General features: G+C 65.4%; 23 protein-coding genes. 5 read left to right on the top strand and 18 right to left on the bottom strand.

All coding sequences use genetic code 11. The features are described from left to right. Positions 1 to 34 precede the first annotated feature (34 nt). The gene (locus ACOYYX_RS25655; protein ID WP_422924979.1) at positions 35 to 1,048 is read left to right on the top strand and encodes a DUF1559 domain-containing protein; all 1,014 of its coding nucleotides are present in this window, start codon (positions 35 to 37) and stop codon (positions 1,046 to 1,048) included. Between the two features lie 115 nt (positions 1,049 to 1,163). Here the strand turns inward: ACOYYX_RS25655 and ACOYYX_RS25650 are convergent, their stop codons facing one another. The 3 genes from ACOYYX_RS25650 to ACOYYX_RS25640 all read right to left on the bottom strand — a co-directional run bounded on the left by ACOYYX_RS25650 (position 1,164) and on the right by ACOYYX_RS25640 (position 3,499). Beyond that, entirely contained in the window at positions 1,164 to 2,378 is a 1,215-nt protein-coding gene (locus ACOYYX_RS25650) for an acyltransferase family protein (RefSeq protein ID WP_422924977.1), read from the bottom strand. A 242-nt stretch (positions 2,379 to 2,620) separates the two neighbouring features. Next, entirely contained in the window at positions 2,621 to 2,806 is a 186-nt protein-coding gene (rpmF, locus tag ACOYYX_RS25645; RefSeq protein WP_422924975.1) for a 50S ribosomal protein L32, read from the bottom strand. Positions 2,807 to 3,283: 477 nt separating this feature from the next. Next, complete coding sequence (locus tag ACOYYX_RS25640; RefSeq protein ID WP_422924973.1) at positions 3,284 to 3,499, bottom strand: hypothetical protein; 216 nt, start codon at positions 3,497 to 3,499, stop codon at positions 3,284 to 3,286. A gap of 751 nt (positions 3,500 to 4,250) precedes the next feature. Between ACOYYX_RS25640 and glmM the strand changes: the two genes are divergently transcribed. The 3 genes from glmM (at position 4,251) to ACOYYX_RS25625 (ending at position 7,204) form a co-directional block, all read left to right on the top strand. Beyond that, entirely contained in the window at positions 4,251 to 5,618 is a 1,368-nt protein-coding gene (gene glmM / locus ACOYYX_RS25635) for a phosphoglucosamine mutase (protein ID WP_422924972.1), read from the top strand. Beyond that, positions 5,615 to 6,325, top strand: a complete 711-nt coding sequence (locus ACOYYX_RS25630; protein WP_422924970.1) for an HAD family hydrolase — start codon at positions 5,615 to 5,617, stop codon at positions 6,323 to 6,325. The genes glmM and ACOYYX_RS25630 overlap by 4 nt, the downstream gene beginning before the upstream one ends. 210 nt (positions 6,326 to 6,535) lie before the next feature. Then, a complete protein-coding gene (locus ACOYYX_RS25625) occupies positions 6,536 to 7,204 on the top strand; it encodes a sigma-70 family RNA polymerase sigma factor (protein ID WP_422924969.1) in 669 nt (222 codons plus the stop codon). Between the two features lie 124 nt (positions 7,205 to 7,328). Here ACOYYX_RS25625 and bcp read toward each other — a convergent pair whose 3' ends face one another. Then, positions 7,329 to 7,793: a thioredoxin-dependent thiol peroxidase gene (bcp, locus tag ACOYYX_RS25620; protein WP_422924967.1), complete on the bottom strand. Its 465-nt coding sequence runs from the start codon at positions 7,791 to 7,793 to the stop codon at positions 7,329 to 7,331. Positions 7,794 to 7,963: 170 nt separating this feature from the next. On the opposite strand from bcp, the gene ACOYYX_RS25615 reads away from it, so the two are divergent. Continuing rightward, positions 7,964 to 8,386: an archease gene (locus ACOYYX_RS25615; RefSeq protein ID WP_422924965.1), complete on the top strand. Its 423-nt coding sequence runs from the start codon at positions 7,964 to 7,966 to the stop codon at positions 8,384 to 8,386. Between the two features lie 81 nt (positions 8,387 to 8,467). Here the strand turns inward: ACOYYX_RS25615 and ACOYYX_RS25610 are convergent, their stop codons facing one another. The 14 genes from ACOYYX_RS25610 to ACOYYX_RS25545 all read right to left on the bottom strand — a co-directional run bounded on the left by ACOYYX_RS25610 (position 8,468) and on the right by ACOYYX_RS25545 (position 25,537). Then, positions 8,468 to 9,430, bottom strand: coding sequence for a carbohydrate kinase family protein (locus ACOYYX_RS25610; RefSeq protein WP_422924963.1), 963 nt, complete (start codon positions 9,428 to 9,430; stop codon positions 8,468 to 8,470). Positions 9,431 to 9,887: 457 nt separating this feature from the next. After that, positions 9,888 to 11,897, bottom strand: coding sequence for an ATP-dependent zinc metalloprotease FtsH (ftsH, locus tag ACOYYX_RS25605; protein ID WP_422924961.1), 2,010 nt, complete (start codon positions 11,895 to 11,897; stop codon positions 9,888 to 9,890). Between the two features lie 431 nt (positions 11,898 to 12,328). Further along, positions 12,329 to 13,354, bottom strand: coding sequence for a thioredoxin-disulfide reductase (trxB, locus tag ACOYYX_RS25600; RefSeq protein WP_422924959.1), 1,026 nt, complete (start codon positions 13,352 to 13,354; stop codon positions 12,329 to 12,331). Positions 13,355 to 13,608: 254 nt separating this feature from the next. After that, on the bottom strand, positions 13,609 to 14,316 hold the full coding sequence (locus tag ACOYYX_RS25595) for a winged helix-turn-helix domain-containing protein (protein WP_422924957.1): 708 nt from the start codon (positions 14,314 to 14,316) through the stop codon (positions 13,609 to 13,611). A 118-nt stretch (positions 14,317 to 14,434) separates the two neighbouring features. After that, positions 14,435 to 15,280, bottom strand: a complete 846-nt coding sequence (pstB, locus tag ACOYYX_RS25590) for a phosphate ABC transporter ATP-binding protein PstB (protein ID WP_422924955.1) — start codon at positions 15,278 to 15,280, stop codon at positions 14,435 to 14,437. 4 nt (positions 15,281 to 15,284) lie between these two features. Continuing rightward, positions 15,285 to 16,238, bottom strand: coding sequence for a phosphate ABC transporter permease PstA (gene pstA / locus ACOYYX_RS25585; protein ID WP_422924953.1), 954 nt, complete (start codon positions 16,236 to 16,238; stop codon positions 15,285 to 15,287). After that, the gene (gene pstC / locus ACOYYX_RS25580; RefSeq protein WP_422924951.1) at positions 16,235 to 17,206 is read right to left on the bottom strand and encodes a phosphate ABC transporter permease subunit PstC; all 972 of its coding nucleotides are present in this window, start codon (positions 17,204 to 17,206) and stop codon (positions 16,235 to 16,237) included. Before pstC ends, pstA begins: the two co-directional genes overlap by 4 nt. After that, positions 17,203 to 18,189, bottom strand: a complete 987-nt coding sequence (locus ACOYYX_RS25575) for a PstS family phosphate ABC transporter substrate-binding protein (protein WP_422924949.1) — start codon at positions 18,187 to 18,189, stop codon at positions 17,203 to 17,205. The genes pstC and ACOYYX_RS25575 overlap by 4 nt, the downstream gene beginning before the upstream one ends. A gap of 202 nt (positions 18,190 to 18,391) precedes the next feature. Next, complete coding sequence (locus tag ACOYYX_RS25570) at positions 18,392 to 19,681, bottom strand: sensor histidine kinase (RefSeq protein WP_422924948.1); 1,290 nt, start codon at positions 19,679 to 19,681, stop codon at positions 18,392 to 18,394. Positions 19,682 to 19,855: 174 nt separating this feature from the next. Then, positions 19,856 to 20,758, bottom strand: a complete 903-nt coding sequence (locus tag ACOYYX_RS25565) for a hypothetical protein (protein ID WP_422924946.1) — start codon at positions 20,756 to 20,758, stop codon at positions 19,856 to 19,858. Between the two features lie 145 nt (positions 20,759 to 20,903). Continuing rightward, positions 20,904 to 21,788, bottom strand: coding sequence for a carbon-nitrogen hydrolase family protein (locus ACOYYX_RS25560; RefSeq protein ID WP_422924944.1), 885 nt, complete (start codon positions 21,786 to 21,788; stop codon positions 20,904 to 20,906). A gap of 174 nt (positions 21,789 to 21,962) precedes the next feature. Beyond that, entirely contained in the window at positions 21,963 to 23,036 is a 1,074-nt protein-coding gene (locus ACOYYX_RS25555; RefSeq protein WP_422924942.1) for a hypothetical protein, read from the bottom strand. 126 nt (positions 23,037 to 23,162) lie between these two features. Further along, positions 23,163 to 24,977: an acyl-CoA dehydrogenase family protein gene (locus ACOYYX_RS25550; protein WP_422924940.1), complete on the bottom strand. Its 1,815-nt coding sequence runs from the start codon at positions 24,975 to 24,977 to the stop codon at positions 23,163 to 23,165. 122 nt (positions 24,978 to 25,099) lie between these two features. Further along, on the bottom strand, positions 25,100 to 25,537 hold the full coding sequence (locus tag ACOYYX_RS25545; RefSeq protein WP_422924939.1) for a hypothetical protein: 438 nt from the start codon (positions 25,535 to 25,537) through the stop codon (positions 25,100 to 25,102). Between the last annotated feature and the right edge of the window lie 36 nt (positions 25,538 to 25,573).

Below are 25,573 nucleotides of genomic sequence, written 5' to 3'. Positions count from 1 at the left end.
CCTAGTTTCTCCCGCCTCGGAGCGCGAGCCCCCCATGCCACGCAAGATTGCGCGCGGATTTACCCTGATCGAATTACTGGTGGTGATCGCGATCATCGCCGTCCTGATCGCGTTGCTCCTGCCCGCCGTGCAGGCCGCGCGCGAGGCGGCGAGGCGGATCCAGTGCACGAATAACCTGAAGCAGATGGGCCTGGCGCTGGCGAATTACGAGTCGAGCCAGGGGGTCCTCCCCATCACCGTGGTGGTCGCGCAGAGCGGCTCGACGTTCTGGTCGAACGGCTGGAGTGCCCAGGCTCGCCTGCTCCCCTACTTCGAGCAGAACAACGCCTTCAACTCGATCAACTTCACGTTGTCCTACTCCAAGCCCGAGAACACCACGGTCCCGGCCCTCACGATCTCAACGCTGATCTGCCCGAGCGAGATCAAGCCCGAGCCCAAGGTCTCGACCACGAGTCGCTTTGGCGTGTCCAACTACAACATGAATGTGGGCGACTGGTACGTCTTCGGCGGGGTCGGCTCGGCCCAGGGCCGAGGCGCCTTCGGCCCGAACATGAGCCGCAGGCTGGCCGCGTTCACCGACGGCCTGAGCAACACGGTGATGGCCTCGGAGGTGAAGACCTACCAGGGCTTCCTCACGAACTGCACCCTGGCCTCGGTGACCGAGCCCGGCTCGATCCCCGCCCCCACGGCCGACCCGTACACCGCCGTCCCCGAATACAACTCGGGCAGCTGCACCTTGAAGACAACCGGGCACGCCGAATGGGTTGACGGCGCCTCGACCGAGACCGGCTTCACCACGGCCTGGCCCCCCAACAAGGTCATCATGGGGGGCACGCCCGCGATCGAGGTCGACCTGATCAGCAAGGGGGAGAAGTCGGGCGGCCCCACCTACGCCGCGATCATCTCCCGGAGCTATCACCCCGGCGGCGTCAACTCGCTCTTCGGCGACGGCTCCGTCCACTTCATCAAGAGCAGCGTCAACGGCGTGACCTGGCGGTCGCTCGGGAGCGTCGCCGGCGGCGAGGTCATCAGCTCCGACTCGTTCTGAGCCTTGATTCGCCCGTGATGTTGAGGCCCAAACCAAAGACTCGGAGCAGGCCAAAGACCTGGCCTGCTCCGAGTCCTTTTTCATTGGCGTTGGGAACGGTACCGGGACTTTGATATCAGTCCGGAGTCAGCACGCCGGGCGAGGGGACATGGCCCTTTCTCCTCATCCGGGAGGCGATGGCGCGACGGACCGGCTCGTCATAGAGCCGGGCCAGTGGCCAGCTCGCCAGGGCGAGTGCGGCGGTGAGCGTCAGGCCGAGCCAGGGGGCGTAGCGGGTCGGATCCATGTGGAGGATCCGCAAAGCGCGACGGGCCAGTTCGGTCATGGGGAAGTGGACGGCGTAGAGCGGATACGAGATCAGGCCCAGGAACCGGAAGGCCTTCGCCCCGAGCGGCGGCGGGTCGTAGCTCGCCCCCCAGACGATCAGGGCGGGGAAGATGACCAGGACGCACGCCAGGTCGTAGAACGGCCGCAGATCCTTCGAAACGTCGACGGCGAAGATCGGAATCATGAGCGCCGGGATCAGCCAGCCGACCCAGGACGTCTGATGCGGCTTCTTGAGCGTCCTCTCGATGAGGACGCCCGCGAAGAAGGAGAACGCCACTCTCGGGAAGCCGAAGAGGATGTTCGACCAGTCCGGACCCACGTCGCAACTCCCGGCCTTGAAGACCGAGACGCCGAGCAGTATGCCCGATAACACGACCAACCCGGCCAGCACAGGCCGGGTGAGCCATCGCCAGACGAGCCCGAAGGCGAGGTTGATTACGAGTTCGAAGAAGAGTGACCAGCCGGGCCGATTCACGATGAACGCGTGATCCGCCTGCGAGATCGTCGGCGAGGGTAGGATCAGCAGCCCTGCGAGGCAGGCCAGCATCACCCCCTGGCCATTGAGCACCCCCGCGCCGATGACGTGGGCCACGGCCATGCTGAAGATCGCGAGCAGCGTGCCCAGGAAATAGAGCGGATAGAGTCGGATGAACCGCCCGACGATGAACGAGCGGGTTGACATCCCCCGTTCGAACCTGGGGTCATAGGCATACGCGATGACGAACCCGCTCAGGACGAAGAAGACGTCCACGGCGAGGTACGAACTCGGCATGACGATCGGCTCGCAGATCGTATCCGCGTGCCGCATCATGACGGCGATCGCGCCGAGCCCGCGCATGCCGTCGAGGGTGTGATATTGTCGCCGATCCGACTCCATGCCGACGTCCTTGGAGCTGCGAACGGCCAGGGTCCGGGCTCCGACAGATCCCAGGCGATCAGGCGTCTCCGCGATCAACCCGACGACGACTTCGACATTCCCCAACTCGGGGCCGTTGAAGCGCATAGGATCGGTCGATTGCAAAAGCGAACGGCAAAGCCTACCCCGTGGCGACAACAGGTGCAAGCCAGACACATTTGACGATGGAAGGAGATCCGCTCGTGAGAGAGCGAGAGGGGCGACCTTGCGGCCGTGTCGGCGAGACGCTTTCGAGAGACATCGATCGGAAGGGGGGAAAAATCAAGGCGCCAGGGATCGTCGAGATCGCGGCTGGCGCCGGAGATTGATTGCTGATGGGTGAGACAGGATCAGTGGGGCATCCGTCCCGGGGTCCCGCTCTTCAGGTGCTCCATGAGGCATTCCTTGTGGACCCTGTGGGTCGGGACCGACTGCTTGCACACCGGGCAGATGGTCAAGTTGATGGGCGTGAGGAAATCGTGGGCGCGACGCATTCCCTTAGCCGACTTCGATTTCCGCCTCTTCGGTACTGCCATTTCCGTTACCTCTTGGTTCGAGCCGCGTCGCGCCGTCGGTGCGAGGCGTCCAGGGGACACGCAACCTCGCGAACGACCGGACGGCCGTGTCGTCGTCTCGAACAGTCTTCAAATGAGGAGAAGCCACTCAATCCGTATCCGGGATCACCGCTTGTCTCGGAATACGACGAGGATTCTCCCCTCCTTGGGTGTCCAATTCCCCGACATCATACAAAGCGTCGAGTGGGTTGGACTATGGAGGATTCGTCGTGGGTCCGGTAACGTGATGGATTCCCGCCCGTTGATCGAGATATCAATCGGAGGGAACACTCCGACCGGCCTCACAGATACACCTGAGATACAATTCCGGGCTATACTAAACGGTAAGCCTTGCCGGGTCAAGTGTTCCGATTTCGTGGCCGGACGGAACGAGCGGGAAAGGGCAGATCGGGCTGAGATAGATGGCCCGCCCACCGCGGGCGGGCCGCGAGAAAGCCGTCAGCGGAGCCTCCTGGCGGCCTCGGCGAGGGCCCGGATCTCCGACCTCAGATAGAGCGAGACCGTCCTGCGGCTCAGGTCGAAGCCCTGGGACAGCTCGCGCAGCTCCAACTCGCTGACGCCGAGGATCTCTCGGGCCTCGGCCCGAGAGATCCAGCCCGAGCCGGCCTCGAGGTCGGCCACGCGTTCGCGACGGTCATGATTCTTGCCGCTCATGCTCGTTTTCCTTTCCGGGAAACGAAGGAAACCACCTCCAGAGAGCCGGCGCGCACGTTCGACGCCGGGTTCTGGTGCGGTTTCTGGCTGAGCAGCTTGGGGTCAGGTCATGGTCGTTACTTTGGAGCCTGACAATGGATGAGGCCGGGTCGAAAGAACTCCGATGCCGGTGTCATCTCTTCCCAAAATATGATATGCGGGGAGGACGCGCGTTGAAAGGTCCTCGTCGGAGGGGTCTGGAGATTTCTCCCTTCGATACCGAATCTCGCAGAGATTGAATGCCTACCTCTGAAAGAGGTTTATCGCGTCCAAGTCACACAAATCACACAAGGACGCATTTCCCCTATTTTCCAGAGTTTAAGGAAATCTCCAGGGAAACGCGTAAGCCGCCGGTTCATCCTTGCCGTTTGGGCGGTGGGTTCTCTAAGTTGATGGTGGATGGCATGAGGAAATCCAGGTCCCGGCTCCGGTCGGGCGGGTGTCATCCAGGCGCCGGGTCACGATAGAGTCGGCATCATGAGGTCAGGTAGGCGGTAAGGGCGGATTTCGCGTGGCGATGGCGCGAGAGCCGGGCCATTGCTCAGGGAAAGGACGGGAGGATTGCCAACGGTGAAGGCCTGTGCGCATCGTATCGCATGGGCTGGCTGCCGTGGGCGATGATCTCGATCCTTGCGAATCCATCCGTCGGTCGGTCGGAAGACGCACCATCGAATCAGGTTCCATGTTCCCGAAGCCGGGACTGGGGAGTGTCGTGAGCGGGACGCGAATTGCGAGCGTGTCGGGGCTTCGAGGGATCGTCGGCAACGGGCTCGACCCGGCGATCGTGGTGGAGTTTGCGGCGGCGTATGCCGCGGGCTGTGCCCCCGGTCCGATCATCGTCGGACACGACGGCCGGGTCACCGCGCCGGTGTTCATGCCGGCAGTGCTGGCGGGGGTCACGGCAACGGGTCGAGACGCCCTGCAAGTCGGGGCGACCGCCACTCCAACGCTCGGCCGGCTCGTGCGAGACCAGGGGGCGGCGGGCGGGATCCAGATCTCGGCCTCACATAACCCCCCGCAATACAACGGTTTGAAGTTCTTTCAGCCCGAAGGTATGGTCCTCTCCGCCGCCAAGGGGCGTGAGATCCTCGAGCGGCTCGAACGCAAGGAGTTCGGTTGGGCCAACTGGGATTCGCTGGGGCGGGTCCGGTCCCTCGAAGACCCGGACAATGCCCACCTGAACCAGGTGCTCAAGCTCGTGGACGTGGCCGCGATCCGCAAGCGCAAGTATACGGTCGTACTCGACGCCTGCCACGGGGCGGGGGGTCGTCTCGGGACTGCCCTGCTGCGAGCCCTCGGCGTGAACGCGGTCGTCCTCGGCGGGACGCCCGACGGCCGCTACGACCATCCTCCCGAGCCGACCGAGGCGAACCTGCAAGCCTTCTCAGCCATCGTGCCGGCGACCGGGGCCGTCGTGGGCTTCGCCCAGGATCCCGACGCCGACCGCCTGGCGCTCGTCGATGAAACGGGTCGGTATATCGGCGAGGAGCTGACGCTGGCCCTCGCCGCCACGCGAAGGCTCCGGCAGGCCAAGGGGCCCGTGATCCTGAACCTCTCCACATCGCGGGTGACGGAAGACCTGGCGGTCCAGGCCGGCTGCCCCGTCTATCGCACGCCGGTCGGCGAGATTCACGTCGTGGAACGCATGCTCGCCGAGAAAGCGATGCTGGGCGGCGAGGGGAACGGCGGGGTCATCGACCCTCGCGTCGGGTTCGTCCGCGACAGCTTCGTCGGGATGGCCCTGGTGCTCGACCTGCTCGCCACCTCGGACGACCCGCTCTCGCAGATCGTCGAACGCCTGCCCAAGTACGCGATGATCAAGGATCAGTACCCGCTCAAGGCGGGCGGCGGGCCCGCGTCGGTCGCCGCGCTCTGGGACAAGCTCGAGGCCGCTCATCCGGAGGCCAAGGCCGATCGCCGCGACGGCCTCCGCCTCGACTGGTCGGATCGCTGGGTCCACGTCCGGGCCAGCAACACCGAGCCGATCGTCAGAGTCATCGCCGAGTCGGCCGATCCCACCGTGTCGCGTGAGCTGGCCTCGCAGATCGGCCGCTGGGTCACTTCGGGAGACGCGACATGAGCTGGCCGACCTTCGAAAAGGCCCCGTCGGTCGCCTTCGTCGACGTGGATGGGACCTTGCTGGCGCAGACGACCACGTTCCTCTTCGCCCGGATCCTCAGGCGGAAGGGCCTGATCAAGCGGTCGTTCGTCCTCCGCGCGATGTATCACGGTTTGCAGCACCGATTTGGGCGGCTCGATTACGGCCGACTGATCGCCTTCGGACTCAGGAGCATCAGCCGGATCCCGGTCGTGGAGTTGGAGCGGATCGCCTACGACAACTTCGTCGAGTTCGTGCGGCCCCGGCTCTATGAAGGGGTCGTCGAGCATTTCAACGCGTTGCGCGGGGCAGGGACGCAGGTCGTGCTCGTCTCCTCGTCCCCGGGGATCGTGATCCGGCCGCTGGCCTTGTTCCTCGGATGCAGCGACACGATCACGACGCCGGTGATCATCGAACGCGAGCGACTCATCGGAATCGGTTCCGGCCCACCATGTTACGGCGAGGGGAAGCTCTACTGGGCCGAGAAGTGGGCCGAAGCGCACGAAATCTCGATGGACGATTCGGTGGCCTATGCGGATAATTGGAGCGACCGCGCCCTTTTGCAGCGAGCGGGCAGAGCCGTTGTGGTCCATCCTCACCGCAAGCTCCATCGACTCGCCCGGGAGCGGGGTTGGTATATCGTACGACCCCAGCGACCGCGCGTCTCCACTCCGCGAAGTGCGACGTAAAGGGCGCCTTGCCCTGCATTTGGATCGGATCCTCAAGGAAGAGGCTTCGGTGATCTCTCTTCATCGCTCCGAAGCCCGCATCACCGGGTTGTTTCACGCCTCCGAGCGAGTTTCGGGGGCGGAGTTGTCCAATCGTTGAGTGTCGGTGTTGCAGTCGGACTTAGCGACGAGCTTCGGGCTGGTACGGTTGAGTTGCGGGAGTCGTTGATTATGCCGCAAGACACACTGGTTTCCCCGAAAGGGCAGCGAGCCCTGCGGGCCGGCCCGACAGCGATGGCCCTGGTCATCGGCCTGGCCGCGCTCACGGCGCACGCGTCCGAATCCGACCTCGTCCGCGATATCCAGCGCTACTGCACGGTCTGCTGGAAGAACGCCCGGCTCGACCCGGGCCTCTGGGACGATTGCACGCAGGAGGTGTGCTGCCGACTGCTGGGCAAGGCCCGCGCCGGGCAGCTCGATCTGAACCTCGTGCTCGCCGAGGACACCCTCGAGCGTCGCGAGCTCGTTCGGGCCATCGACATGGTCCGCAAGCGCGTCCAGCGCTCCAAGCGTTATCAGGCCCTCGACGACCATCTGACCCCCGGTCCCGATCTCGACCAGCGCCAGCGCGAGCGGCAAGAGCTCGGCGAGATCCTCGAGAACGCCCGCCAGGCGGTCCTGACCGCACGGCAGGACCGCATCGTCGAGCTCTGGACCCGAGGCTGGACCGTCCCCGAGATCAGCTCGGTGATGAACCTGCCCGTCGCCAGGGTCAGCGACGAGAAGTATAAGGCCCTCCGCAAGCTCGAACGCCACCTGGCCAGCCGTCGCGACGAGCTGGACCTGGGACGCGACGAGACCGAGGCGACTCAGCTCGAAGAGACCCGCCTGGTCGGTTGATCGGACTGCCGACTTCGATGTGAACCATCAGGGGTGACCGAGGAGAATCCTGCCGACCGGCGGACCTCCCCTCGGCCGCCCTCAGCTTGCGCCTTTCTAGGGAAGGATGCAGAGGCCGTCACGGTCAGGTCAGAGAGCGGATCGTTTCCAGGACGGCCTCGGAGTGGCCGTCGACCTTGACCCTGGGGAAGACCTTCGCCACGTTCCCCGCCGCGTCGATGATGAAGGTCGTCCGCTCGACCCCCATCGACTTCTTGCCGTACATGTTCTTCTCCTTCCAGACGCCATACTGCTCGCAGAGCTGGTGGTCGGTGTCGGCGACGAGCGTGAACGGCAGCTCGTACTTGTCGACAAACTTCTTGTGCGAGGCGACGGTGTCGGGGCTGACGCCGACGACGTGGGCCCCGGCCGCCTCGTAGTCGGCGCGGGCGTCGCGGAAGGCGCAGGCTTCCTTGGTGCAGCCCGGGGTGTCATCCTTGGGGTAGAAATAGAGGACGACCGGCTTCCCCCGGAGCTCCGACAGGCTGACCGGGTTACCATGCTGGTCGTCCAGCGTGAAGTCCGGGGCGGGCTGACCGATTTCCAACATCGCGCGATCCTCCATCAAGCTTCGAGTACGCCCCCACGAATCCCTCGTGGCAAGGACTCCTTGTTCTAGGCTCGATGGCGAGGCAGGTAAAGGCGAAGACCTGCGAACCCTCGCATCGGGGGACGTCTCAAAGCAAGAGAACGCGACACGCCTCGGGGAGCGAAAGGCCCATGGGAAGCATCGAGACCTTCGACCACACCGCCGACGTCGGCCTCCGGATCCGCGCCTTGGACCTGGACGACCTCTTCCGCACGGCGGCCGAGGGCATGTTCGACTACATCGTCGTCAACCGAGGCGACGTGAAGGCGAGCGAGCGGGAATCCTTCGCGCTCGAAGGAGAAGATTCCGGCGACCTCCTCGCGCTCTGGCTCAACGAGCTGATCTTCCGGAGCGAGACCCAGCACCGGCTCTACTCGGAGTTCGACGTCAAGGTCCTCGACGAGGGCCGGAAGCTCGAGGCCATCATCGACGGCGAGACGATCGACCGGGATCGGCACGTGCTCGACCACGAGGTGAAGGCCGTCACGCGCCACGCCCTGAAGATCGATCGGGATGGAGCCGACTGGGTCGCCGAGATGATCCTCGATATCTGAGGCGAGGAGGCGGGGCAGGGAGGGCCCTCACCGGCGTGCGAGATTGCCGCCGGTGACGACCCGAGGCGTGCGGGAAAGGCGTCAGATCGCCTTGATCGCGAGATCGTGCTGGGCCATGAATGCCGTGGCCTCGTCGCGGTTGAAGATGCCGGCGGTCGTGCCGATCGCCCGGACGCAGCTGGCGCCGATGGCGCTGGCGAGCTTGAGGCATTCGATCTCGGAGCGGCCTTCGAGGAGCCCGGCGATGTAGCCGGCGTCGAAGGCGTCGCCGCCGCCCGAGCCGTCGATGAAGGTGATCGGGTAGGTGCCGAGCTCGACCTGGAGCGTCTCGGAGAGGGCGATGGCGCCTTTATCGCCGCGGGTGATGACGACGTGCCGGGCGCCGAGCTCTCGGAAGGCCTTGGCCTGGAGGACGGCGTCGCTCTCGCCGAGGATCACGGCCGCCTCATCCGTGTTGGGGAGGAAGACGTCGGTCTCGGCCAGGACGGGGCGGAGCTTGTCGAGGTGGTCGCCGGGGCCCGGGACGGCCACGTCGAGGACGGTCGTCACCCCCGCCTTGCGGGCGGCGGCGAAGCGTCGGGCGAGGCCTTCCGGGTCGAGGCCGGGGAGGATCAGGTAGCCGCCGAGGTAGAGGATCCGCGGGGGGGTCTCGAGGACGGCGTCGAGGTCCTCGGCGACGAGGCCGGCGTTGGCGCCGAAGGAGTGGACGAAGCGACGGTCCTGGCCCTTGACGTTGATGATCAGGGTCTGGCTCGTGGCGCGTTCCTTGTCGATGAACAGCGTCCCGGTGTCGAGCCCGTGGCTCCTCAGCGTCTCGGCGACGAACTGGCCGAAGACGTCGTCGCCGACCTTGCCGCAGACGGACGCCTTGATTCCTAACTTGGAGAGCACGACGGCGGCGTTCGAAGCGCAGCCGCCGATGTGCAGGACCAGTTCATCGGCCTTGACCAGCTCTCCGGCGACGGGCAGGTGGGAGATCGGCGTACAAAGGTGGTCGGCGACCACCACCCCAGCGCACACGACCGGACTCGCGCTCATGGACATCGTCTCAAACTCCCCCATCTTGGGGCATGCGGGAACGTGGGTAACGCGGGCGAGGTTCGTGGCGGCAGTTCGTCCGCGTGTTCCTGAAGCTGGAGACAGCTCGGTGTCTCAGTCTTGAGGAGTGGGTTCTCCCAGGAGAACGCTCCGGACCCTCGTCGGCAACAATCACTACGTTTGGGAAGGATATAATCACCCAAATTACCCGGCCGCGACAACTCCGAACATGCCAACTTACGCCTCGCCCGCCCGCTCTCGCCCTCCTATCTGTCCATCACCCCAGGTTGGACGCTCCGCCAAGCCGGGCGACATCGCCCGGAATCAGATAGTTTGAGGTGATCACCAACTCGCATGAGGGACGAATCACAGGGTTCTTGAAATGAAACGACCCCCGCCGATCGGGTCGGGCGGGGGTCGTGAGTTTTCCGGGGAAATCAAGGGCGAGGCCAACCTGCGTCCGTCAGACGGGGTTGTCGAGGCTGGCGGCGACCTCGTCGCCGTCGACCTTGTAGCTCTTGGCCGCTCGCTTGCCGATGAGTTCCTCGATCTCGGAGACGGTCAGGACTTCGCGCTCGATGAGGGCCTCGGTGAGGCGTTCGAGGTCCTCGCGGTGCTCTTCGAGCAACTGGATGGCCCGCTTGTCGGCCTCGCGAAGGATCCGGGCGACTTCCTCGTCGATCACCTGGGCGGTGTGCTCGGAGTGGTCGCGGGTCTCGCTCATCTCGCGGCCGAGGAACGGGTGCTCCTCGGAGGCCCGGAAGAAGACCGGGCCGACTCGCTCGCTCATGCCCCACTGCGTGACCATCATCCGCGAGAGCCGCGTGGCCTGCTTCAGGTCCTCGGCCGCGCCGGTGGTCAGGTCGTCGTAGATCAGGCGTTCGGCGGCTCGTCCTCCCAGGAGGACGGCGAGCTTGCCGGTGATCTGGCTCTCGCTGTAGCTGAGCCGATCCTCGTCGGGCAGGAACTGGGTGATGCCCAGCGCCCGGCCTCGGGGGATGATCGTCACCTTGTGGACGGGGTCGGTGTGCGGGCTGAGCCAGCCGACCAGGGCGTGGCCGACCTCGTGGTAGGCGGTCGCACGCTTGTCCTTCTCGGTGATGAACTCCTCGCGCTTGGCCCCCATGATGATCTTGTCGCGGGCCGCGTCGAAGTCGGCCATGTCGACCTGGTTCTTGTCCTCGCGGGTCGCGAGCAGGGCGGCCTCGTTGACGAGGTTTGCCAGGTCGGCACCGCTCATCCCGACGGTCCCGCGGGCGATCCCTTCGAGGTCGACGTCCGGGTCCAGCGGGATATTCCGCGTGTGGACCTTGAGTATCTCGAGTCGACCCTTCTTGGTCGGGCGATCGACCGTGACGTGACGGTCGAAGCGGCCCGGACGGAGGAGGGCGGGGTCGAGCACGTCGGGGCGGTTCGTCGCGGCTAGGACGATGACGCTCTCGTTCGGCGAGAAGCCGTCCATCTCCGTGAGGATCTGGTTGAGGGTCTGCTCCCGCTCGTCATGCCCGCCGCCGAGACCGGCGCCTCGGACCCGGCCGACGGCGTCGATTTCATCGATGAACAGGATGCAGGGGCTGTTTTCCTTGGCCGTCTTGAACATGTCGCGGACGCGGCTGGCACCGACGCCGACGAACATCTGGATGAACTCGGAGCCCGAGATCGAGAAGAAGGGGACGCCCGCCTCGCCGGCCACGGCCCTGGCGAGCAGCGTCTTGCCCGAGCCCGGCGGCCCGATCAGCAGGACCCCCTTCGGGATCCGGCCGCCGAGGCGCTGGAACTTCTCGGGATTCTTGAGGAACTCGACGATCTCCTGGAGCTCGCTCTTGGCGTTCTCGAGGCCGGCGACTTCATCGAAGGTCGTGCGCTGCTTCGACTTATCATGCCGCTTGGCGGGGCTCTTGACGAAGCTGCCCAGGATGCCGCCGTCGAACTGGTCTCGGGCCCGGCGCATCATGAAGTAGATCAGGCCGAGGATCACGAAGGTCGGCAAGAGCAGGGTAATCCAGACGAGGCCATTCGCCGTGTTCGGCGGCTGGATCTCGATCCGGACCGGCTCCATGCCTTTCTTGATCTCCTTTTCGTCCAGCTTCTCTTCTCGCAGCTTCTTGACAACAGCGTCGATCGATTCCTTGGAGGGGAAGTACGTGACGAACTTCGTGACCATCGGCGAGGCCGCCGCGGAGCTTCCGCCGGACGACTGCGTCGGGTAGAGCTTGCGCTCGCGGAGTTCGCCTCGGCCTTCGCTCTCCTGGATCGAGAGGCTCTTGATATTGTGGTTGTCGACTTGGTCGAGGAACCAGGGGCTGTACGCCACCATGGTCTCGCCCTTGAACGAGAAATTCCAGAAGATCAGCGCGAAGCCGACGATCAGCAGGAGCCAGAGCCATGGGGGCGTAGGCGACCCGCCGGAACCGTTGGTCTTACGCGTGCCCGAAGGACGGCGGGGGGATTCTTGCGGCGGTCGACTCTCCATACGATCTTGATTCCCTAGAAAGAAACCGTCCTTAGAGGATTCGATGCGGCAATCCACCTCGGCACCCGAATGCCGCCGAAAAATCCAGTGTAGCCGAATCCCTCCAAAAATTCAGGGGCAATCGATAGGCGAGGCACAATCGGCAAAACGATGCGTCTTTCCCCTCGATTCTATCCTCGGGGGCCCTCACCCCACCATGGCGCGTTCCCACCGAGGGGTGAATCCCCTCGGGAAACGATCGGACCTTGAAGCGAGGTCTCACCCTCAAGCAACCCGGGACGGCCGCGGCCCGAAAGAGTGGGAAATCCGCGTCCTGCAACGCAACAGCGGAGGAATCGGTGCCGGCGTCCGCGCCAGGCGCCCTCCCCGCCGGAGATCATCGAGGTTTGAGCCTCGCGACCCGCCTCCGGGATGATGGCTGACAACCCCGCTCAGGCGTGGGCGTGCTGAGCCTCGAGCCACTTCTCGCAGTCGATCGCCGCGGCGCAACCCGAGCCGGCGGCCGTGATCGCCTGACGATAGTGGGTGTCAACAACGTCGCCCGCCGCGAAGACCCCTTCCACGCTCGTGGCGGAACCGTAGTTCGCCATCGAGTCTCGCAGGCCGGCGGGGGCTTCGATGCCGTCCCAGGCCAAGGCGGTGCGAGTCAGGACGTAGCCTTCCGGCGTCAGGGCCAGCTTGCCCTTGAAGACCGACGTGTTCGGCGAGTGGCCGATCGCCAGGAAGACGCCGTCGTAGTTGACGTCGCGGGTCGAGCCGTCGGCCATTTTCAGGCGGAGTCCCGTCAGGGCGCGGTGCGGTTCGTCGACGCCGAGGTACTCGGCGACGCTGGCGTTCCAGATGTAGTCGATCTTCTTGTTGTCGAAGATCCGCTTCTGCATGATTTTCGAGGCCCGCAAGGAGTCTCGGCGGTGGATCAGGGTGACCTGCGACGCGTAGCGGGTCAGGAAGGTGGCTTCCTCTACGGCCGAGTCGCCGCCGCCGACCATGGCGACCTTGCGGCCTCGGTAGAGCGCACCGTCGCAGGTGGCGCAAGTGCCGAGCCCGTAACCCATGTAGTGCTTCTCTTTATCGAGCCCGAGCGTCCTGGCCGAGGCGCCCGTCGCCACGATGATGGCGTCGGCCGTGTACTCGAAGGTTTCGGCGTCGGGGTCGTGGGCATCGGCCGAGGCCTTCACCTTGAACGGGCGCTGAGAGAGGTCGACCTCGGTCACGGTCTGGTAGCGGCAGTCGGCCCCGAAGCGCTGGGCCTGCTTCCGCATGTTATCCATGAGGTCGGGCCCGAGGACTCCTTCGGGGAATCCGGGGAAGTTCTCCACCGCCGTCGTCCAGGTCAATTGTCCACCGGGCTCATGACCTTCCAACACGATGGGGGCCAGATTGGCACGCGCGGAGTAAAGCGCGGCGGTCAATCCGGCCGACCCGGATCCGATAACAAGGACGGCGGAATGGGACATCGTTCCCTCACCTGGCATGCGAACGGAGACGAAAGCAGATCTTCCGTAGCGAATGCGAAGACCCTACTGGAGAATATTAGTAGCATCCTGCCAAAAATCGTCCTCTTGTCCAGCGCCGACCGCCGCAAATGACGCCGATCGCACCAGATCGGTCGGCCCAATTCCTCACTGCGTCGACGAAAAAACCCGCCCCAACTCTGCGTCGTGGCGGGTTTCAAATCGGGTCGAGGTTTTAATATCGGGATCGGCTCAGGTCAAGACTCGACGAGGCGGGACTCGTGGAACCGGTAGCCAACGCCCCGGACCGTCTCGATCAGATCGGCGGCATCCCCGAGCTTCTTGCGGAGGCTCTTGATGTGGACGTCGATCGTCCGCTCGAGGACCACGGCATCCTCGCCGATCGCGGCATCCATCAGCTCGTAGCGGGTGAAGGCGCGGCCGGCCTGGCGGAGCAGGACCTCGAGGAGACGGAACTCGGTCGGGGTGAGCGGCAGCTCCTCGCCCCGATAGAGGGCCCGGTGGCTGTGGCGGTCGATGACGACCCCCTGGCTCTCGATCACGGCGCCGGTCGCCGGCTCTTCCTGGGCCTGCTTGCGGCGAAGCTCCTTCTTGATCCGCTCGATCAGGATCTTCACGCTGTAGGGCTTGGTGACGTAGTCATCGGCGCCGACGGCGAAGCCGACGAGCTCGTCGGTCTCCTCGGCCTTGGCGGTGACCATGATGATCGGGATTTCCCGGGTCCGCGCCCCGTTGCGGAGCTCGCGGCAGACCTCGAGGCCCGGCTTCACCGGGAGCATCAGGTCCAGGACGATCAGGTCGGGCAGCTTCAGTTGCGCCTGGCGCAAGCCGTCCTGGCCGTCGTGGGCCATGAGGACGTCGAAGCCTTCTCGCTCGAGGTTGACGGCCAGGACTTCGACGAGGGCGCGCTCATCCTCGACGATCAGGATCTTGGGTTTAGACATGGGTGGCGCGGTTCGCGTGATCTCGGCATTAGGACGGGCTGTGGCGATACTCATCATCGGATCTCCCAAGTACGGAAGATGATGTTCGTGTGAAGAATCGATGTTACCGCGAAAAACGTCAGCCGATCCGGCCCGTGATATAGGCCTCGGTCCGGCTGTCTTTGGGGTTAGTAAACAGGATGTCCGTCGAGGTGAACTCGGCGATGACCCCCGTTCGATGCCCGTCCTTGGCCGCTTCATCCAGCATGAGGCAGGCCGTCATGTCGCTGACCCGGCGGGCCTGCTGCATATTGTGAGTCACGATGACGATCGTGTACTCACTCTTGAGGTCGTCCATGAGGTCCTCGACCCTGGCCGTCGAGATCGGGTCGAGGGCCGAGCAAGGTTCGTCCATGAGGATGACTTCCGGCTCGACCGCCAGGGTCCTGGCGATGCAGAGCCTTTGTTGCTGGCCGCCCGACAGCTCGAAGCCGGAGCGGTGCAGCTTGTTCTTGACCTCATCCCAGAGCGCGGCGCGGCGGAGCGAGCGCTCGACGAGCTCGTCCATGTCGCCGCGATAGCCATTGATGCGGGCCCCCCAGGCGACGTTCTGATAGACGCTCTTGGGGAACGGGTTCGGCTTCTGGAAGACCATGCCGATCCGGCGCCGCAACGCGACGGGGTCGGTCCCCGGCTCGTTGATGTTCACGCCGTCGACGAGGACTTCCCCCTCCATCCTCGCGCCCGTGACCAGGTCGTTCATGCGGTTGAAGCAGCGGAGCAGGGTGCTCTTACCGCAGCCCGACGGCCCGATCAGCGCCGTGATCTGATGCCGGGGGATCTGGATGTCGACATTCTTGAGCGCGAGCGAGCTCCCGTACCAGACGTTGAGCTGCCGCGCAGCCATGACGATGGGGTCGACCGCCGGGTTGGCGGGGGAACCCTCGGGGACGACCGAGGCGACATGGCTATCGGGAAGGCTCATTGCATCAGCCTCGGGCAGAGCTGCCGTATCGATTCCGGATGATAATCGCCGTGGCGTTCATGGACAGCAGGAGGGCCAGCAGGATCAGGATGCCCCCCGCCGCGACCGTGTGGAACGCGACCTTGGAATGCTTGGCATAGTTATAGATCTCGACGGGCAAGACCGTGTATCGGTCGGCCGGCCCCTTGGGCAGGAAGCCGATCGAGCCCGCCGCGCCTACCATCAGCAAAGGTGCCGTCTCGCCGATCGCCCGCGAGAGGCTCAGGATCGTCCCCGTCAGGATGCCGGGCATCGCCGAAGGGATCACGTGGTCGCGGATCATCTGCCAGCGCGTCGCCCCCAGCGCCAGGGCCGCCTGCCGGAGCGATTGCGGCACGGTCCGGAGGGCCTCCTGCGTGGCGATCACGATCACGGGGAGGACCAGCAAGCTCAGGGTCAGGCTCCCCGCCCAGAGCGAACGCCCGAGGGCGAACGACTTGAAGCCGAAGCCCCGGACGAACAGGGTGAGCCCGAGGATACCGTAAACGATCGACGGCACGCCCGCGAGGTTGGCGATATTCGTCTGGATGATCCGCCGGAGGCGTCCCGGACGAACGAACTCTTCCAGGAAGACGGCCGCGCCGACCCCCGTCGGGATCGCGAAGATCGTGACCATGGCCAGGAGCCAGAGACTCCCCACGATCCCCGCCTTGAAACCGGCGCGGGTCGGATCGATCGACTGGGACTTGGACAGCAACGACTTCAGGAACTGGAACAACTCGCTCGCATTGGTGCCGACGTGGTACCAGGGGGCACCGCCCGGCTTCTGAAGCGCGGCGGCGAGCACCGATCCCAGGAGGACCGAGAGCACCACGACCCCGGTGAGCGTGGCCATGAAGCAGGCGACGCCGAAGAGCGGGCCCAGGATCAGCCGGGAGCGGCGATGCGGCGCGTAGGTCCCTCGAACCGCCTGGCTCATTGGTAGACCTCGCGATAACGACGCAAGACCAAGCCCGATAAAACGTTGAGTGTCAAGGTCATGCCAAAGAGCGTGATCCCGACCGCGAAGAGAGAGAGATAGTTGGGGGTCCCATACGACGCGTCGCCGTTGGTCACCGCCACGATGTACGTGGTCATCGTCTCGATCGAGGTCAAGGGGTTGAGCGTGATCTGGGGCCGCATCCCCGCCGCGAGGACGACCGCCATCGTCTCGCCGATGGCCCGGCTCAGGGCGAGGATGAACGAGGCGACAACGCCGGAGAGCCCCGCGGGGAGCACGATCCTCGTCGAGACCTCGAACTTGGTCGCGCCCAGGCCATACCCGGCCTCGCGAAGGCCTCGCGGCACCGCCGAGAAGACGTCCTCGCTGAGCGACGAGACCATGGGGATGATCATCACACCCACGACGATGCAGGCGCTGAGGGCGTTGAGCGGCTCGACGCTGATGTCCCAATGCCCGAAGATCCACTTGAGGATCGGGGTGACGAGCATGAACGCCAGGTAGCCGTAGACGATCGAAGGGATGCCCGCGAGGAGTTCGAGCGCCGGCTTGAGCACCGCGCGGACGCCGCGGTGGGCATATTCGCTGAGGTAGATCGCGCTCAAAAGGCCGATCGGAAGGGCGATCAGGGCCGCCCCCCCCGCGACCACGAAGGTCCCCCAGATCAAGGGGAGGATCCCGAACGTGGGGGGCTCCGCATCAGGCCGGAGCTCACTGCCGGCGAGGAAGTCGAAGAGGCTGATCCCCGACATCCGGAAGAAGGCCAGGGACTCGAAGCCGAGCACGAGGATGATGCCCGCCGTCGTCAGCACGGTGATCGAGGCGCAGAGCAACAGGAAGAGTGTCACGGCGGACTCTTGAATCGCCCGCAGGTGCGACGGTCCCGACCAGGGGTCGGGACCTTGCTCGCCATTCTGTCCGTTCGCGGCCGAGATGGGCTCGATCACAGGGCCGCCTTGGCAGCCGGGGCCTCCGGCTCACCACCTGCGGGAAGGGCCTTCGCGTTGGCCTCGCGATCCTGGGCGGTCGGGGGGACGTAGCCGCCCTTCTTGGCCAGGTCCTCGATGTTCTCGAGATAGAACTTCACGAACCCGTGGACTTCGGGCCGACGGAGTGCGGAATTCTTCGCGAAGATGTAGAGGGGACGCGAGAGCGGGGCATAAGTCTTGTCCAGGATCGTCTCGTGGGTCGGCGTCACCGCAGGGGCGTCGGCCCCCTTCTGGATCGGCACGGCGCGGAGCTTATCCTTGTTCTCGATGAAGTAGGCGAAGCCGAAATAGCCGAGGCCGTTGTCGTCGCCGGCGACCCCGTTGACCAGGGTGTTGTCGTCGGAGCTGGCCTGGACGTCCTCGCGCTGGGACTTGGCCTTGCCGACGATGGCCTCGGTGAAGTACTCGAACGTCCCCGACTTGGTGTCCGGGCAGTAGAGCACGATCGCCTTGTCGGGCCAGGAGGGGTCGACGTCCTTCCAGGTCTTCACCTTGCTGCCGGGTTCCCAGATCTTCTTCAACTGCTCGACGGTGAAGCCCTTGGCGAACGTATTCTTCGGGTTGACGACCACGGTGATTCCGTCGTAACCGACCAGGAACCGGGTCCACTCGAGCCCCTGTTCCTTGGCCTTCGACTCCTCGTCGGCCTTGGCGGGCCGAGAGGCGTCGACGATGTCGACCTCGCCCTTGAGGTAGCTGGCGAAGCCGCCGCCGGTGCCGTGGCTGTCGACCACGACATTGACATCGGGCTTGACCTTCTCGTAGGCCTCGCGCGCCGCCTGGCTGATCTGGAAGACGGTGCTGGAGCCATCGACCTCGACGGTCTTGGCCGCCGAAGACGCGGCCGGAGCCCCAGGCCGATCATCCCCCGTTTCGCCGCAACCGGCCATTGCCAGAGCGATCAGCGTCGCCGAAAGTCCCTTTCGCCCGGAGATACGCATGCCCTTTGTATCCTCTAACGATGTCCAGCGCTCGGGGCCCGTGCAATGACGAGATCTTCATCGAGCCGGGAGGCCAACCTCCCTCACCCCGTTATCAGCTCAGTCGCAATTGATATCGCGTGTTATCCGGCCAATTCTACCGAACAATCATGAAGAATTTGTGAAGAATCAGTGAATCCACCAGCGATACTGTCGCCGGTAATCAGTTACGGACATTATGTTGCACGAATAGGGGAAGGGTTAGAGTGAACTGAGTTCCGGCCCCGACGCGACTGGAGACGGTGATCTGCCCGCCGATCGACTGGACGAGGTGCTTGACGATCGAGAGGCCGAGCCCGGTGCCTCCGAGTTCCCGGCTCCTCGCCTTGTCGACCCTGTAGAAGCGTTCGAAGACGCGAGGGAGGTCGTCGCGGGGGATGCCGATGCCCGTGTCCGCGACCTCGACGACGACCCCATCGGGGCCGAGCTGGCCGTGGACCCGGACGGAGCCCCCTTCGGGCGTGTACTTGATCGCGTTGTCGATGAGGTTGTCAAAGATCTGGCGGATGGCCTCCTCGTCGGCCATGACCTGAATCTGGTCGTCCACAGGCCCGAGGTCGAGGTCGAGGGAGAGCCCCTTGGCGTCCGCACGATCCCGGTGCGACCCGACGCAGGACGTGATCATCGGCGCGAGGGCCAGGGGGACGTGCTCGTAGACTTCCTGCCCCGACTCGATGCGGGCCAGGCTCAGGAGGTCGAGGATGAGCTGGTTGAGGCGCTCGGCCTGCTCCTCGATGCGATTGAGGAACCGGACGTTGACGTTCTCGTCGTTCAGGGCCCAGTCGAGCAGGGTCTCCGTGTACGCCTTGATCGAGGCGAGGGGCGTCTTGAGCTCGTGGGAGACGTTGGCGACGAAGTCCTGCCGCATCCGCTCGAGCCGACGGAGCTCGGTCACGTCATGGAAGACGAGGACGGCCCCCGGCGGCGGGCCGGGGAAGGGGGCCCCGTAGACGGCCAGCACGCGAGAATGGACGCGCAAGAGGGTCTCTCGGGTCGCCAAGGAGATCTCCCCCTGATACGGGCCGGGGCCTCCGAGGGTCGCCTCGACGGCTTCCTGCACCTGCGGGCTCCGGATCAGTTCGGGGATCAGGCGGCCGACGGAGACGGCATCGAGCGAGAAGAGGCGGTTCGCCGTCGCGTTGGCGAAGACCAGGCGTCGCCTGGCGTCGATGGCGATGACCCCCTCGGCCATCCCACTGAGGACGGCGCGGAGCTGCTGCCGGTCCTGCTCGAGCAGGGCGATCCTGGCCTCGAGCTGCGGCGCCACGGCATCGAACCGCCGTGCCAGGCGGCCCGCAGGGCCGATGGAACGAGACAAGATCGGCCGCGTGGGCTTCCCGTCGAGCAGGGCGTTCACGCCCCTCTCGATCTCGGCCAGCGTACGGCCCCAGCGGTACGCGGCGACCCCCATAAGCGCGAAGCCGGCCACCAGGATCACGCACACCACGACCATGTCTCGCCCTCGGATCAGCCCACTCCGCATTTTTTGCGAATCAGTATCGGAGCGCAGGCAGACCCGGTCAAGCAACGGATCCATCCCATCCCGATAAAAAAAGTCGAGCCGAGCCGCCCGGGGCGACTCAGCTCCAACTTCGATCGGTCTGGAAAAACGAGGCGGGCAGATGCCTTAGGGCAGGCGAGGGGCGGTTGTGGAGGCCTGGGAGTTCTCCGACGCCCCGACGAGTTCGTAGCTGATGAAGACGACCCGCTCGGCGTAGCCTTCCTTGCCCCTCTTGCCCGTGACCGTGCGAGGCCCGGCACTCATGACCAGGGCCCCTCGTTCGGGGATCGTCCAGTCCCCGTCGATCAGGTTCCAGGCGACCTCGGGGACCTGGATGGTCGCGGTCACCGACTGGGCCCCCTCATTTCGGAAGAGCTTGGTGATCCGCGACTCGCTCGCACTGGCGGATTCCCCCGACTTGGCCTCGGCCGGGCGGGCAACCCTCGTCGTATGCATCCGGACCAGCCTCGCCTCTTCCAGCGCGATATGGACGCGGATCCCCTCGTCGGGCGTCAGCTTCCCGGAGGAGAGTTGGAGCCGGATGCCGTCCTGAACCTTGTCGACCTCGGGGTCGAACGCCGGCTTGGAGGCGGGGTCCTGGGGATTGGCCGGGACCTGGTTCACGTGGGCGACGTAGTTGATCGACTCCATGTTCTCGACGCGGGCCGTCTGATCGACGGGCGTCGTGACCTTGGGCGACTGGAGGATGTTGCACTGAGTGTCTTGCTGGAAGCCGTCCAGCACAGCCTTCAGGCCCGCCCGATCCACCGCCCAGACCGTGGATCCCGACTTCCTGGCCAGGACCTTGAGCCGATCATCGAACTTCCCGCGCCAATCCGGGCTCGTGGTCGACACCCAGCGGATCTCATATCCGATCATCGGGCCCGACGGTGCCGCCTGCGTGGCGGCCGGCTTGGCATTCGCGGCCGGCGAAGGCGGCGGGATGGCCGGGGCCTGCGCCCGGGCGGGCAGGACCGAGAGAGTCGCCAGTCCGGTCGCGATGAGTCCGAATCCGATGGCCTTGCGCATGGTTACTGACATCCTTGCCAGGAGGTTCGTGACGGGCGGCCTGCTCCTCGGGTGAGGATTCGATGGATGGAGAGGTGCGCGCGGGATCTTAGAGGAACTCGCCACCGCGGTCAACCGCGACCGCGGCCTCGAGCCCGAGGAGATATCAACGGATGCTGGCGAGCGACCCATAAAGCTCAGGGCGACGGAAGCGGAAGAGGTATTCCGGCTCGGCCCTCGCCTGGCGGAGGGTCTCCGCGGAGAGGTCGACGAGCATCATCCCGGGCTCTCCGGTGGGAGCTTCCCACTCCTTGATGACCTTCCCTCGAGGGTCGAGGGCCATCCCGCCGCCTGGGAAGAACTGACTGACCGACGCACACGACACCTTGCCGACATAGTTGCAGGCCACGCCGTAGACGCCGTTCTCGATGCAACGAGACCGCAACGCATTCCCCGCCCAGTCGGCCCAGCCTTGCGGCGTGACGGGGGGCGGGTCGGAGGCGAACGGGAAGAGGACGATCTCGGCGTTCTTGACGGCGAGGAGTCGCGTCGACTCGGGCATCAGGGAATCGAAGCAGATGTTCGCGCCGATCCGGCCGAGCGGGGTCTCGACCACGTCGGGGACGCCGCCGCCGCAATAGAAGGGCATCTCATACATCGGGACGTGCATCTTCCGCCAGTGCCCGATCAGCCCGGCACGCCCCACGAGAACCTGCGTGTTGTGCAGCACGTTCCCGGCATCTTCCAACATGCCGGCCGAGATCATCGTGTCGTGCTCGGCGGCGATCTTCGAGAGCTGCCGCACCGCGTTGCCGTCGAGGCTCTCCGCCATCTCCTGGCCCAGCGAGAGCGCCTCGCGAAGCCAGGCGTTGTGATCCCCGACGGGATGATTCGGGATGAAGCCGGTGAGGGAAAGCTCCTGGAAGAGGACCAACTGGGCCCCGGCCTCGACCGCCTTTCGGGTCCATGCGGAGATCTTCTCGAGGTTCTCCGCGAGCCTGCCCGGCTGGGTGTCGACGGCGATGGCGGCGATCCGCACATTCTTAATCATGTCTGCATCTCGGCGTGTCAACGGGCGGCGATCCGGTCCTCATCGACCGTCATCCCCGGCCATTCTATCGCGCAACGATCGCCGCCGCATCGCCTGTATGGAGCCTGCACGCCAACCTGTAACCTTTGGCTTCGGAGGCCACCGCTCTTTCCAAGGTCGACTCGACGGCCGTCCTCAGGGGATGAGCTTGAGGACCCGGTCATTGCTGCTGTCTGAGAGATAGATCAGGCCATCGGGGCCGAAGGTGACGCCATGGGGTTGGCTCAGATCGGCCTCCTCGGGGGATTTGCCGAGGCCTGAAGCCCCGTTCTTCCCGGTGCCGGCAAGGTTCGTGAGCTTGCCAGTCGCCGCGTGGTAGACGCGGATGCGATGGTTCTCGGTGTCGGCGATCAGGACGTTACTGTGCGCGTCGGTGCAGAGGTGCTTGGGGCCGTCGAAGGTGGCCTCGAGCGCAGGCCCACCGTCGCCGTCGTGCCCCTTCTTGCCCGTGCCGGCCACGGTGCGGATCTTGCCTTGCGGGTCGACGACGCGGAGGGCATTGCCGCTACGCTCGAGGATGTAGACATAGCCTTTACCATCGACGGCCACGGCGCGGGGGTCGACGAGCGGAGAAGCCGTGGCCTCGGCTCCGTCCTTGGGAACCCCTTTCTTTCCCGTGCCGGCGACGGTCGAGACGATGCCCGAGGCCATGTCGATAGCCCGGATGCGGCGGTTGTCGAGGTCGGCGAGATAGAGCGTCTTGTTGGCGTCGTCGAGGGCCAGGCAGTAGACCCCGCCGAACTCGGCCTTGAGCGCGGGGCCGCCGTCGCCGGAGAAGCCTTTCTTGCCCGTCCCGGCGAACGCGGTGACGCGGCCCGTGCGGGGGTCGAGCTTGCGGATGCGGTTGTTCCACGTGTCCGCGATGTAAACGTCGCCGTTCCTGGCGACGACGAGGTGGTGCATCCCGTTGAACTCGGCCGAGGTCGCCGGGCCGTCGTCGCCGCCGTCCCCCTTCTTGCCGGTCCCCGCGACCGTCGTCACTTTACCGTCGGGCCCGAGTTTGCGAATGCGGTTGCCGAGCATCTCGACGATGTACATCGACCCCTCGCCGTCGAACCCGACGCCGAACGGGCTGGTGAGTTGGACCTTGTCGGCCGGCGACCCATCTCCACCCGTCCCGCCCCCCGCGACCAGGACGATCTGCCCGGCCTGGCTCGAGGAGCCCAGGATCAACGCTGCGGCCGCAATCGCGAAGGCGGTGGTTCTCATGCAAACCTCGACGGACTCGTGACGGACATCACAAACGGGACGCCAGTGGAGATTCCGCCACGTCCCGGAGCGTCGGTCAAGAGTCCATCTCGGCGAACCCTTCGATCCCTCCCGATGGTCGAGACCTCAAAAACCCCGCGACACCTGTTGTCGCAGGACGAGGTTGGCGGTCTGGTTCGTCTGGTGATCGTCGTTATCCGCGAGGTCGCGCAGGGCCTGGTCGAACCGGCGATTGGCCATGCGCAAGTAGAGCTCGGCGGCCTCGCGTTCGGCGGGGATCGCATCGTCGCGGACGAGCGAACGGTCGAGCCGTGCGAGGGTACACGCGGCCGTCACCAGCGCGATGGCCCCATCCGCGATTCGCTCCTGCACATATTGGCGATCGAGGATCGATTCGCGGTACTTGATCAGGGAATGCTCGATCGCCGCGTTGAAGCGGCTCACACGCCTGGCGATGGCAGCGGCCTGGGGACGCAGCATGCTCGAGGCCACCGGGATCGTCGCCGGGCGGACCATCCTCGCGAAGCGCTCTCGCCCGAATTTCCAGAGCGTGGGAACGAACCGGGTCGGCGACTTGAGCCCTTCGAGCGTCCCCTTGAACCCCTCGCCGACGTCGCGCATGCCGACGAGGGCGATGAAGGCCTTGAGGACCTCGTTGGCCCCCTCGCCGATCGTGTTGATGCGGGCATCGCGCATCATCCGCTCATAGGGCTCGTCGCTGAAGTAACCCTGGCCGCCGTGGACCTGGAGGGTTTCATACACGCCTTGCCAGAGCATCTCGGTCGAGAAGACCTTGAGGATGGCCGTCTCGAGCATGTAATCCTCGGCGCCCCGGTCGATCAGGGCGGCCGTCTCGTAGGTGGTCGCCTCCATCGCATACACGGTGGCCGCGAGGTAGGCCAGCTTCTTCTTGATCAGTTCCAGGTCCGCGAGCGGCCGGCCGAACTGGCGACGCTTGGCCGCATGCCTGGTGGCGGCCTCGAGGCAAGTCTTGGCCGCGCCGGTGCAGCTCGCGCCGAAGGTCGTGCGGCCGAAGTCGAGGACCGTCAGCGCGACCTTCAATCCCTTGCCCAAAGGCCCGAGAATGTTCGAGGCGGGCACGGGCATGTCGTGGAAGGCGAGCCTGGCCGTCGCCGTGCCTCGAATCCCGCACTTGGGCATCCGGGCCTCGACGACCTCGAAGCCGGGCATGTCGGGCGTGACGAGGAAGGCCGTGACCTTGGACTCGCCCCCCTTGGGATCCGGGGTGCGGGCCATGACCGTGAGGACGTCGGCAATCCCCCCGTTGGTGATGTACCGCTTGGTGCCGGTCAGGCGATAGGTCTGACCATCTTCGGAGGGGATGGCCTGCGTCTGGACGTTGCTGGCGTCGGAGCCGGCCTCGGCCTCGGTGAGGGCGAAGGCCGCGAGCTTCTCGCCTCGCGTCAACGACGGCAGCCAGCGCTGTTTCTGCTCGGCGGTCCCGAACAGGAGCAGGGCCCTGATGCCGATGGAGTGGTGGGCGTTGACGAAGACCGCCGTGGAGGAACAATGCCCCCCGATCACCTCCATGATCCGGCAATAGGCCGACTGCGAGAACCCGCGGCCACCGAACTCCTCGGGGGCCGTCATCCCGAGGACCCCGAGCTCGCCGAGCCCCTGGATCACGCTCGGCGGGATATCCGCCTCGCGGTCGATGGCCGCGGCGTCGATGCCCGTCCTGGCGAAGGCGCGGAGCTTCGTCACGGCCTCGTCGACGCGGGCCTGGTCGGCCGAACTGAGCTCGGGATAGGGGAAGAGGACGTCGCCGCGGAACTCGCCGCGGAATAAGGCCTTGGCGAACCCGGCCTCGACCTTCGGCCCGGAGAAGAGTAGCTCCTCGGCCTGGCGGACCTGCTTGGCCCGTTCGAGGTCTTGCTGTGCGGCGGCAGACGATGCGCGATCGGCGGCGGACGTGGACATGACGGCCTCCACAACGAGAGGACCGATCGTCGCACCGATCGGCCGGGGATGTTCGGAGGGCTGCTCTACCCCAATCTTAGCGCGCCGCCGCTTCGAAAGGAAACGTGGAGCCGGGCGGCCCCTCATTCGGCGGGCGGTTCAACCTTCGTTCCCTCACGCGCCGCCGGGGCGGGGTGGGGGAGCAAGCGCCCCAGCCAGGGGCTCGAATCCTTCGCGAACCAGAACGCGAAGACACCGCCGAGGACCACCATCAACTGCGTGGGAACCTTCAGGTCATTGAGATGGCCGAGGAAGTATCCGAATTCCTTGTTGTCCACGAAGGGGAAGTGCTTCCACTCGCAGAACAGGGCGAGGCCGATCGCACCCAGGCCGCACACAACCCCCCGTGGGACCGAGCGATGGAGCGAGAGCTGGCTGCACCCCAGGCCCACAAGGGCCCCAGGGATCATCAGCCCGTAGAGCCCCTGGCCGAGGAGCCATCTGAAGACGAAGACGCCCGCGATCCCGCCGATCACCGCGCCGATCAAGCCCAGGATATTGCTGATGACGCGACTTCGCATCGAATCTCTCCTTAACGTCTCGCCTTCGAGGCACGC

Origin of the sequence: Singulisphaera chitinilytica (assembly GCF_049331405.1) — a bacterium.
In the GTDB taxonomy this organism is placed as follows: Bacteria; Planctomycetota; Planctomycetia; order Isosphaerales; family Isosphaeraceae; genus PoT.
The sequence above is the reverse complement of the archived record's forward strand: the minus strand, read 5'-3'. Positions and strand labels throughout refer to the sequence as shown.

Coding starts and splice junctions, on each gene's coding strand:
- ACOYYX_RS25655 (WP_422924979.1), top strand. CDS start 35: ATGCCACGCAAGATTGCGCGCGGATTTACCCTGATCGAATTACTGGTG.
- ACOYYX_RS25650 (WP_422924977.1), bottom strand. CDS start 2,378: ATGCGCTTCAACGGCCCCGAGTTGGGGAATGTCGAAGTCGTCGTCGGG.
- rpmF (WP_422924975.1), bottom strand. CDS start 2,806: ATGGCAGTACCGAAGAGGCGGAAATCGAAGTCGGCTAAGGGAATGCGT.
- ACOYYX_RS25640 (WP_422924973.1), bottom strand. CDS start 3,499: ATGAGCGGCAAGAATCATGACCGTCGCGAACGCGTGGCCGACCTCGAG.
- ACOYYX_RS25630 (WP_422924970.1), top strand. CDS start 5,615: ATGAGCTGGCCGACCTTCGAAAAGGCCCCGTCGGTCGCCTTCGTCGAC.
- ACOYYX_RS25625 (WP_422924969.1), top strand. CDS start 6,536: ATGCCGCAAGACACACTGGTTTCCCCGAAAGGGCAGCGAGCCCTGCGG.
- bcp (WP_422924967.1), bottom strand. CDS start 7,793: ATGTTGGAAATCGGTCAGCCCGCCCCGGACTTCACGCTGGACGACCAG.
- ACOYYX_RS25615 (WP_422924965.1), top strand. CDS start 7,964: ATGGGAAGCATCGAGACCTTCGACCACACCGCCGACGTCGGCCTCCGG.
- ACOYYX_RS25610 (WP_422924963.1), bottom strand. CDS start 9,430: ATGTCCATGAGCGCGAGTCCGGTCGTGTGCGCTGGGGTGGTGGTCGCC.
- ftsH (WP_422924961.1), bottom strand. CDS start 11,897: ATGGAGAGTCGACCGCCGCAAGAATCCCCCCGCCGTCCTTCGGGCACG.
- trxB (WP_422924959.1), bottom strand. CDS start 13,354: ATGTCCCATTCCGCCGTCCTTGTTATCGGATCCGGGTCGGCCGGATTG.
- ACOYYX_RS25595 (WP_422924957.1), bottom strand. CDS start 14,316: ATGTCTAAACCCAAGATCCTGATCGTCGAGGATGAGCGCGCCCTCGTC.
- pstB (WP_422924955.1), bottom strand. CDS start 15,280: ATGAGCCTTCCCGATAGCCATGTCGCCTCGGTCGTCCCCGAGGGTTCC.
- pstA (WP_422924953.1), bottom strand. CDS start 16,238: ATGAGCCAGGCGGTTCGAGGGACCTACGCGCCGCATCGCCGCTCCCGG.
- ACOYYX_RS25575 (WP_422924949.1), bottom strand. CDS start 18,189: ATGCGTATCTCCGGGCGAAAGGGACTTTCGGCGACGCTGATCGCTCTG.
- ACOYYX_RS25570 (WP_422924948.1), bottom strand. CDS start 19,681: ATGGTCGTGGTGTGCGTGATCCTGGTGGCCGGCTTCGCGCTTATGGGG.
- ACOYYX_RS25565 (WP_422924946.1), bottom strand. CDS start 20,758: ATGCGCAAGGCCATCGGATTCGGACTCATCGCGACCGGACTGGCGACT.
- ACOYYX_RS25560 (WP_422924944.1), bottom strand. CDS start 21,788: ATGATTAAGAATGTGCGGATCGCCGCCATCGCCGTCGACACCCAGCCG.
- ACOYYX_RS25555 (WP_422924942.1), bottom strand. CDS start 23,036: ATGAGAACCACCGCCTTCGCGATTGCGGCCGCAGCGTTGATCCTGGGC.
- ACOYYX_RS25550 (WP_422924940.1), bottom strand. CDS start 24,977: ATGTCCACGTCCGCCGCCGATCGCGCATCGTCTGCCGCCGCACAGCAA.
- ACOYYX_RS25545 (WP_422924939.1), bottom strand. CDS start 25,537: ATGCGAAGTCGCGTCATCAGCAATATCCTGGGCTTGATCGGCGCGGTG.